The 7,260-nt window shown below is 57.4% G+C and carries 10 protein-coding genes; 4 read left to right on the forward strand and 6 right to left on the reverse strand.

What is annotated here, in order from left to right:
• The first annotated feature begins 10 nt into the window (after positions 1–10).
• Positions 11–1,873 carry a bifunctional homocysteine S-methyltransferase/methylenetetrahydrofolate reductase gene (locus tag C8P63_RS15685; RefSeq protein ID WP_211308298.1) on the forward strand — a complete coding sequence of 621 codons (1,863 nt, stop codon included), beginning with the start codon at positions 11–13 and terminating at the stop codon, positions 1,871–1,873.
• Between the two features lie 254 nt (positions 1,874–2,127).
• Here the strand turns inward: C8P63_RS15685 and C8P63_RS19235 are convergent, their stop codons facing one another.
• Complete coding sequence (locus tag C8P63_RS19235; protein ID WP_170109707.1) at positions 2,128–2,304, reverse strand: hypothetical protein; 177 nt, start codon at positions 2,302–2,304, stop codon at positions 2,128–2,130.
• Between C8P63_RS19235 and C8P63_RS15690 the strand changes: the two genes are divergently transcribed.
• Both C8P63_RS15690 and C8P63_RS15695 read left to right on the forward strand, forming a co-directional pair.
• Positions 2,303–2,506 (forward strand): hypothetical protein, encoded by a 204-nt coding sequence (locus C8P63_RS15690; protein WP_108025631.1) that lies wholly within the window; start codon positions 2,303–2,305, stop codon positions 2,504–2,506. The genes C8P63_RS19235 and C8P63_RS15690 overlap by 2 nt on opposite strands.
• Positions 2,507–2,726: 220 nt before the next feature.
• Positions 2,727–3,692: a 4-hydroxy-3-methylbut-2-enyl diphosphate reductase gene (locus tag C8P63_RS15695; protein WP_108025633.1), complete on the forward strand. Its 966-nt coding sequence runs from the start codon at positions 2,727–2,729 to the stop codon at positions 3,690–3,692.
• A gap of 98 nt (positions 3,693–3,790) precedes the next feature.
• Here C8P63_RS15695 and C8P63_RS15700 read toward each other — a convergent pair whose 3' ends face one another.
• From C8P63_RS15700 to C8P63_RS15710, 3 genes are all read right to left on the reverse strand, one after another.
• Positions 3,791–3,970 carry a hypothetical protein gene (locus tag C8P63_RS15700; RefSeq protein ID WP_108025635.1) on the reverse strand — a complete coding sequence of 60 codons (180 nt, stop codon included), beginning with the start codon at positions 3,968–3,970 and terminating at the stop codon, positions 3,791–3,793.
• 120 nt (positions 3,971–4,090) lie between these two features.
• A complete protein-coding gene (locus tag C8P63_RS15705; RefSeq protein ID WP_108025637.1) occupies positions 4,091–4,786 on the reverse strand; it encodes a tetratricopeptide repeat protein in 696 nt (231 codons plus the stop codon).
• A 55-nt stretch (positions 4,787–4,841) separates the two neighbouring features.
• Positions 4,842–5,189 (reverse strand): winged helix-turn-helix transcriptional regulator, encoded by a 348-nt coding sequence (locus tag C8P63_RS15710; RefSeq protein WP_108025639.1) that lies wholly within the window; start codon positions 5,187–5,189, stop codon positions 4,842–4,844.
• Between the two features lie 133 nt (positions 5,190–5,322).
• Between C8P63_RS15710 and C8P63_RS15715 the strand changes: the two genes are divergently transcribed.
• On the forward strand, positions 5,323–5,709 hold the full coding sequence (locus C8P63_RS15715) for a DoxX family protein (RefSeq protein ID WP_108025641.1): 387 nt from the start codon (positions 5,323–5,325) through the stop codon (positions 5,707–5,709).
• A 169-nt stretch (positions 5,710–5,878) separates the two neighbouring features.
• On the opposite strand, the gene C8P63_RS15725 is transcribed toward C8P63_RS15715, so the two are convergent.
• Positions 5,879–6,595, reverse strand: a complete 717-nt coding sequence (locus tag C8P63_RS15725; protein WP_108025645.1) for a 5-formyltetrahydrofolate cyclo-ligase — start codon at positions 6,593–6,595, stop codon at positions 5,879–5,881.
• A gap of 4 nt (positions 6,596–6,599) precedes the next feature.
• Positions 6,600–6,929, reverse strand: coding sequence for a DUF1811 family protein (locus C8P63_RS15730; RefSeq protein ID WP_108025647.1), 330 nt, complete (start codon positions 6,927–6,929; stop codon positions 6,600–6,602).
• Positions 6,930–7,260: the final 331 nt, after the last annotated feature.

Raw genomic sequence — 7,260 nt, forward strand, 5'->3', positions numbered from 1 at the left:
GGAGCCTATCATGACAAGCCGACCCGATCTTCGAAGGGCTCTGGCCGACGGCTTGTTGACGGGGGACGGGGCGATGTCCACCTACCTCTATCAGCAGGGGATCCCCGTGGGCGTGACGGCAGAGGAACTCTCCCTCTCCCGGCCGGACTGGATCGAAGAGGTGCACCGCCAATACCTGGAGGCCGGAGCTGAGATCTTGGAGACGAACACCTACGGAGCCAACCGGGAGCGCCTCGCCCGATACGGTCTGGAAGGGAAGGTGAGCCGGATCAACCGGGAGTCGGTCGCCATCGCCCGCCGGGTGGCGGGGGAGAAGGCCTATGTCGTCGGCGCCGTGGGCTCGATCAATGCCGGCCGGGTTCCCAATTGGTCCCGTGCGGAATACCGGGATTATTACGAAGAACAGGCGACCGCCCTCCTTTATGCGGGCGTGGACGGGTTGATCCTGGAAACATTTTTGGACTTGGAGGAGCTGACCCTGGCGCTGGAGGCGATTCGTCCCCTGACGGATCTCCCGATTCTGGCCAACGTGGCCATGCTGGAGGTGGGGCGGACCCGGGACGGACACACCCTGACGGAGGCTTTTGCCCATATGCAGAAGCACGGCGCCGACGGGGCGGGACTCAACTGCCGTCTGGGTCCCTTGGAGATCCAGCGGGCTCTGGAAAAGACGGTGGTGCCCGAAGGACTGATTCTGTCCGCTTTTCCCAACGCCGGTCGGTTGGGGTTGACCGAGGGGGAATTCCGGTACAAGTCCACTCCGGAATACTTTGGTGACCGGGCGCGGGCGTTGCGGGAGCAGGGAGTGCGGTTGATCGGGGGATGTTGCGGGACCACGCCGGAACATATCCGGGAGGTGGCACGGGCCTTGGAAGGATTGTCTCCCGTCCCCCGGGATAACCCGGAGCTGCCGGAAGAAAAAGAGGTGCGTCCCCGTGTGGAAGTGCGCACCCGTCCCACGGTGGCGGAAAAGGTGCGGCGGGAGACCACGGTGATCGTGGAATTCGATTCCCCCAAGGATCTGGATATCACCGGCTACCTTCGCGGAGCGGAAGAGCTGAACCGGGCCGGGGTGGACGCCATCACCCTGGCGGATAACTCCATGGCGACCACCCGGATGAGCAATATGGCCCTCGGCTCCATTGTCAAAGAGCGGACGGGAGCGGAACCGCTCGTCCACATCACCTGCCGGGACCGGAACCTGATCGGCCAGCAGTCCCATTTGATGGGACTTCACGCGCTGGGGATCGACCAGATCTTGGTGGTGACAGGGGATCCGACCCGGATCGGAGACCTGCCGGGGGCCAGTTCCATTTACGATGTCAATTCCTTTGATCTGATCCGCATGGTAAAACAGTTGAACAATGGTATTTCCTTCTCGGGGAAACCCTTGAGGCAGAAAGCCCGGTTTACGGTGGGGGCCGCCTTCAACCCCAACGTTTCCCGGATCGAAGCAGCGGTGCGGCGGTTGGAGAAAAAAGTGGAAGCCGGAGCGGATTTCATCATGACGCAGCCGGTTTATGACGCGGAATCGATGCGAAAAGTCCATGAAGTGACCCGAAACCTGCCCATCCCCGTTTTCATCGGGATCATGCCCCTGACCAGCCATCGGAACGCCCTGTTCCTTCACAATGAACTGCCCGGGGTCAAAATCCCGGATCCGGTGATGAAACGGATGGAAGGATTGAAAGGACCGGAAGCCCGCCGGGCAGGGGTGGAGCTGGCCAAAGGCTTGCTGGATGAAGCCCTCCGGTACTTTCGCGGCATCTATCTGATCACTCCTTTCCATTACTGGCCGATGACGGCCGAATTAACCCGCCACATCCGGGATCGGCAAAGGCGGGATCAGGCCGCCGTCATGAGCCGGAACTGAAACCCTCATCCAAACCCCTTCCTCATACTGGGTCAGGAAGGGGTTTTTACCTGTACAAACGGACCGGTTTTGTAGTATATCCGGGGAAAGAGTATCCACTTTGGAGGGAGGGGCCCGAATGCCTTATGCAGATTTTCTGAATGTCAATGTGCTGCTGTTCTTCATGATGGTGATCTGCGTGATCCTGATGGTCCTTTACATACGGGAGCGGGGCAAGAACAAATAACACAAAAAACCTCCCCGTAAGGGAGGGTTTAGCATCCGCAGTGGCTGCTGCCCATGTACATGGAGCTGGAGCTCTCCCGCATGGGAGGGTAGCCGCAAGACATCATGTATTGCCCCATCATATGGCGTTCCATGCGGTGACACATTCGCATCTGTTGGTACATCATACAGGGATCCATCGCGCCAGGATCCATCGGGGCCATCATGTACGGCATCTCCGGCATCGCCGGCATGTACGGCATCTCCGGCATCGCCGGCATGTGCGGCATCTCCGGCATCGCCGGCATGTGCGGCATCTTCGGCGGCGGCCTGTGCGGGATCTTCGGCGGCGGCATGTGCGGCATCTTTGGCGGCGGCATCGGCGGCAACGGCATGGGCTTTTTCACGGGCGGCATGGGGGGGATGTAAGGTTTCTTTTTTTCAGCCAAGGGGTGGTTCACTCCTTTTGATGGATGGTTTACAAGACACAATGTATCCTATGTGCGCCGGGAGGCGGCCGTACCGGTGGTACGCGCCCATATTTTTCACGTATGTCACGGCTCCCCGCCTTGGTCAAACCCGCTGAAGTGCGATATAATAACAGAGAATGTCTTTGAACGGCCCCTGACCGGGCCGGGGAGGGATACTGATGGATGTGTTGCGAATCACCCCCCGGGGATACTGTTACGGTGTTGTGGATGCCATGGTGTTGGCCCGTGAAGCGGCGAAAAACCTGGATCTGCCACGCCCGATCTATATTCTGGGAATGATTGTTCACAACCGGCATGTGGTGGATGCCTTTAAAGAAGAGGGGATCATTACACTGGACGGGGAAAACCGGCTGGAACTCTTGGAACAGGTGGATAAGGGGACGGTGATTTTCACCGCCCACGGCGTTTCTCCCGCAGTGCGGAAGCGGGCCAGGGAAAAAGGACTCACCGTGGTGGACGCCACTTGTCCCGATGTGACGAGAACCCATGATCTGATCCGGGAAAAGGTGGCCGAAGGCTATGAAGTGGTCTATATCGGAAAGAAGGGCCATCCGGAACCGGAAGGGGCGATCGGGGTGGCTCCCGACCACGTTCACTTGGTGGAAACAGAGGAAGACGTGGACGCTCTCAAAATCCGGTCGGATAAAATCATCGTCACCAACCAGACGACGATGAGTCAGTGGGATACCCGCCAGCTGATGAAAAAAGTGCAGGAGAAATATCCCCAGGCCGAAATCGTCAATGAAATTTGCCTGGCGACCCAGGAGCGGCAGGAAGCCGTGGCGGAGCAAGCCGCAAAAACGGATTTGGTGATCGTGGTGGGGGACCCCCGTTCCAACAACTCCCGCCGACTGGCTCAGGTGTCCAGGGAAATCGCCGGTGTGGAAGCCCACCGCGTCAGCGATGTGACGGAAATTGACATCGAGTGGCTGAAAGGGAAAAGCTATGTGGGGGTGACCGCCGGGGCGTCGACCCCGACACCGATCACCCGGGAAGTCATCAAATTCCTGGAGCAGTTTGACGAGAACGACCCCTCCACGTGGAAACCGGAGCGAACGGTGAAGAAAGACAAACTGCTCCCTCCCGTACGCAAAAAGAAGACGGCGAAACGCCGGGCGAACTGACCTTGAAAAAACCGCGGTCATCGGAGACCGCGGTTTTTTTCATGCCCCATCGGGCGCCTTCTGGATCCGGTCAGAGAATCCCTCTTGGAAATATTCTGTCAAATGGGAGGGTGTTGTTGTTGGCGTTCTTTGCGGGAAATATAGGAGTAGCATTGGTTCATGGAACCCCTGAACTCCACCCGGTGATCTTTTTTCATGGGGTTGTACCACTGAAAGTACTGATCTTCATGAAGAATCGACGGGGGATATTTTTCCGAATCCTGGATGACATAATACATCCGGTATTCCACCTCCTATTCGGTATTATGGTCGAAAATGCCTCTTCATAACCATTTTTTTACACATACTTTGTTGTTGCCTGCGTATAAGGAAAGCACCCGCCCGTCGGCGGGTGCTTTTCAGCGGGAGCGTCCGGGAGAGGGAAGGAGGCCCAGGCGGAAGCTGGAGCGGAGGGCCCAGGGCCTTTCCGAACGCTTTTTGTATTTGGGGAGGGAGCGGTAGATCTCGATCGCCTCCTGATAGGCATGCCGGCTTTTTTCCGGTTGGTCCAGATCCGAATAGACCCGCCCCAGCCGATAGTAAGCTTCACAGGAGGAGGAATGGATCTCACGGAACTTTTCCAGGTAGTAAAGGGCTTTTTCCCGGTCCTTGGACCGGAGAGCTTCTCCCAGGCGGAGATAGGGCTCGCCGTAATAAACACGGGGGTCGGCTTCCAGAGCGGCGAGAATTTCCTGTTCGCCTTCGCGGAGGTTTCCCGTTTTCAGATGGCACAAGCCGATGTCCGCCCGCACTTCGGCGGAATCCGGCATGGCTTTCCGTACTTCCCGGAGATAAGAAAGAGCTTCACGGTACTGTTTTTTCTCCATGAGCAGGTGGGCCAGTTCCCGTTTGTCCGAAGTATGGTGGGGATTCAGGCGCAGGCCCTGTTTCAGGCGCCGGATTCGTCCGTTTCTGCGGAAGGGTTTGGTAAGACTGGGAAAAACCCCGACGAAACGCCGGTCGAGAAGATAGATGATCAGAAAAAGAATGAGAAGTGCGACGAAGGGATTTCCGGTCAGAAACCACAAAATCGAAAAGGTGAAAAATTTACCCATTCCATCCCCTCCTTATGTAACGGAAAGAAGCCCGCCGTTACCGGAAAGCGGGCGTTCAATCCCCGGGCGTGTCAACCGGATCGCACCATTTTTCGGCCCAGTTCTGGACTTCGTCCATGACGGGCTTCAGTGCTTGGCCTTTTTCTGTCAAGGCATATTCGATCCGGACGGGGGTCTCCGGGTAGATGTTACGGGTGAGAATGCCGGCGGATTCCAGTTCCTTGAAGCGTTCAGCGAGCATCTTGTCACTCATACCGGGAATCATCGCCGAAATCTCCTTGAACCGCTTGGGTCCGTCCAACAGAACCCGGATAATCAACCCGGTCCAGCGTTTGCCCAAAAGTTCGAAGGCAAATTCAAATTTAGGGCACAGTTTGCGATGATGGGGTTCATGGTTTGCCATTTGCACCACTCCCAACCCTATTTTACCATATCCACTTGACAAAAGTAAGTGACTGATTTATGATAACAAACGAAAAGTAAGTGATTAACTATTATCCAGTTACTATTATTTATATTAGAAAGGAGATTGCGATATGGCAGATTTGGGTCTGTTGATCATTCGTCTGGTGTTTGGTCTGACCTTGGCCGGACACGGCGCCCAAAAATTGTTCGGTTGGTTCGGGGGTCACGGAGTGAAGGGAACCGGGGGGTTCTTTGAGTCCATCGGGATCCGTCCCGGCGTCGCGATGGCGGTGATCGCGGGACTGGGTGAGCTGATCGGCGGTCTGTTGTTTGCCGCCGGGGTCTGGATCCCCGTCGCCTCCGCCCTGTTTGTGATCATTATGCTGGTTGCCATCGCGAAAGTTCACGCTAAAAACGGGTACTGGGTCACCGAAGGCGGAATCGAATACAATGTGGCTTACATTGCGGTCGCCATCGGGTTGGCTCTGACCGGTCCGGGGGCCTATACCCTGTTTTGAACCAAATCCTGTTTCATTAAACCCCAAAACCGCAACGGATTTGCCGCTGCGGTTTTCTTACGCGGAGAATCCTTCTTTCGCGTCGGGGTCATCAGGGAGAAGGCGGTCAAGGGATTGATGGTCGCTAAAAAGCAAAAACCCCGGTAAGGGGTTCGGTGGATGCCGGATTTCATTTGCGGGTGAGCTCCTCGATTTCCCGGAGGACGGGCATTTTTTCTTTCTCTTGGTCCGACACCCGTTCCCAGTCCAGACCCGCCGGTTTGGGATGGGGGCTGTGGGTGGGAAAGAGTTCGTCTTCCGTGGCGATCCAGTCCACTGTCAGATCGTGGGGCTCCACGGGGATTTCGTCCTCCACCAGCTGAAGGCTGTGGACGGTGGAGACGACCGGCACTCCGGGATTGCCCAGTTCCCGCAGAATCGCGTACTCACGGTCGGCGTACCCTTCCCCTTTTCCCAGGCGTCGTCCGTCCCGGTGGAGGGCGACGGAGCCGACGACGATCAGGTCGATCCGGGGAATCCGGTCGAGGGGAAGCACCGATCCGTATGTTTTCATGTGGGACAGGCTGGCCGCTTTTCGCTCCTCTCCCCGGGGAACCGCTTCCGGGCGGATCCGGATAAAACCGGCTTTCAGGCGGGGGGTGGGGATGAGGAGCGTTTTTCCGTCTTTCAATATCCGGGCGCGCAGGGGAAGCTGTGGGGCGTCGGGGTTCACTTTGACCGTCCGGGCGGATGAGTAGGCTTCCAGTTCCGTCACCCGGAGGGCGGCCCGTTCCGCCCCTTTGAAGTTGGGGATGCGCCCTTTCAGCGGGAAGGGGAAGCGTCCCGCTTTTTCTTCTTCAAGGCGTTTCCAAACCTTCTCTCTGATGCGTTGTTTATCCGCGACCATCCGTTCATTCTCCTTCGGAGGGATTCGGCGGCGGGACCGGTTTCAGGATCCCGATCGGAAGGGCCGATTCGATTTTTTCCCCTTCCCAAAAGCCCCATGCCATCACGCCGTTCAGTCTCTCCACCCGGAAGCGGCGGTCGTCCCCTTCCACCGCGTACCATCCGGGGCGGATGGTTGCCGGATCGGTGAGGTAGGATTTGGCAAAGTTGATTTTTTGGCGGATCACCGCTTCTTCCCCGGGCATCGCGGAGCGCCGGGCCCGGGTTTCTTCCTCCTCCAGGCGACGGATTTCCTCTTTCAGCTCTTTCCGGTTCATCCGACTGTATCGGTTCATGGGATCGCCTCCCGGATCCACAAGGGTTCAGGATAGTCGTATTATATCAGAAATCCTGTATGGGGTTGGCAGATCGTGATCCGATCCCTATTGACAACTGGAAGCGTTGTGAAAAAGGCAGCATTTACCCAAAGCCGCTCCGGCTGCACTCACAGAGCACAAGTCTCGCCTGGGTCGCTTGTGCTCCCCGGTCTCGCTATGCACTCACAGAGCACAAGTCTCGCCTGGGTCGCTTGTGCTCCCCGGTCTCGCTATGCACTCACAGAGCACAAGTCTCGCCTGGGTCGCTTGTGCTCCCCGGTCTCGCTATGCACTCACAGAGCACAAGTCT

The organism is Melghirimyces profundicolus, from assembly GCF_003054245.1.
Classification (GTDB): Bacteria; Bacillota; Bacilli; order Thermoactinomycetales; family DSM-45169; genus Melghirimyces; species Melghirimyces profundicolus.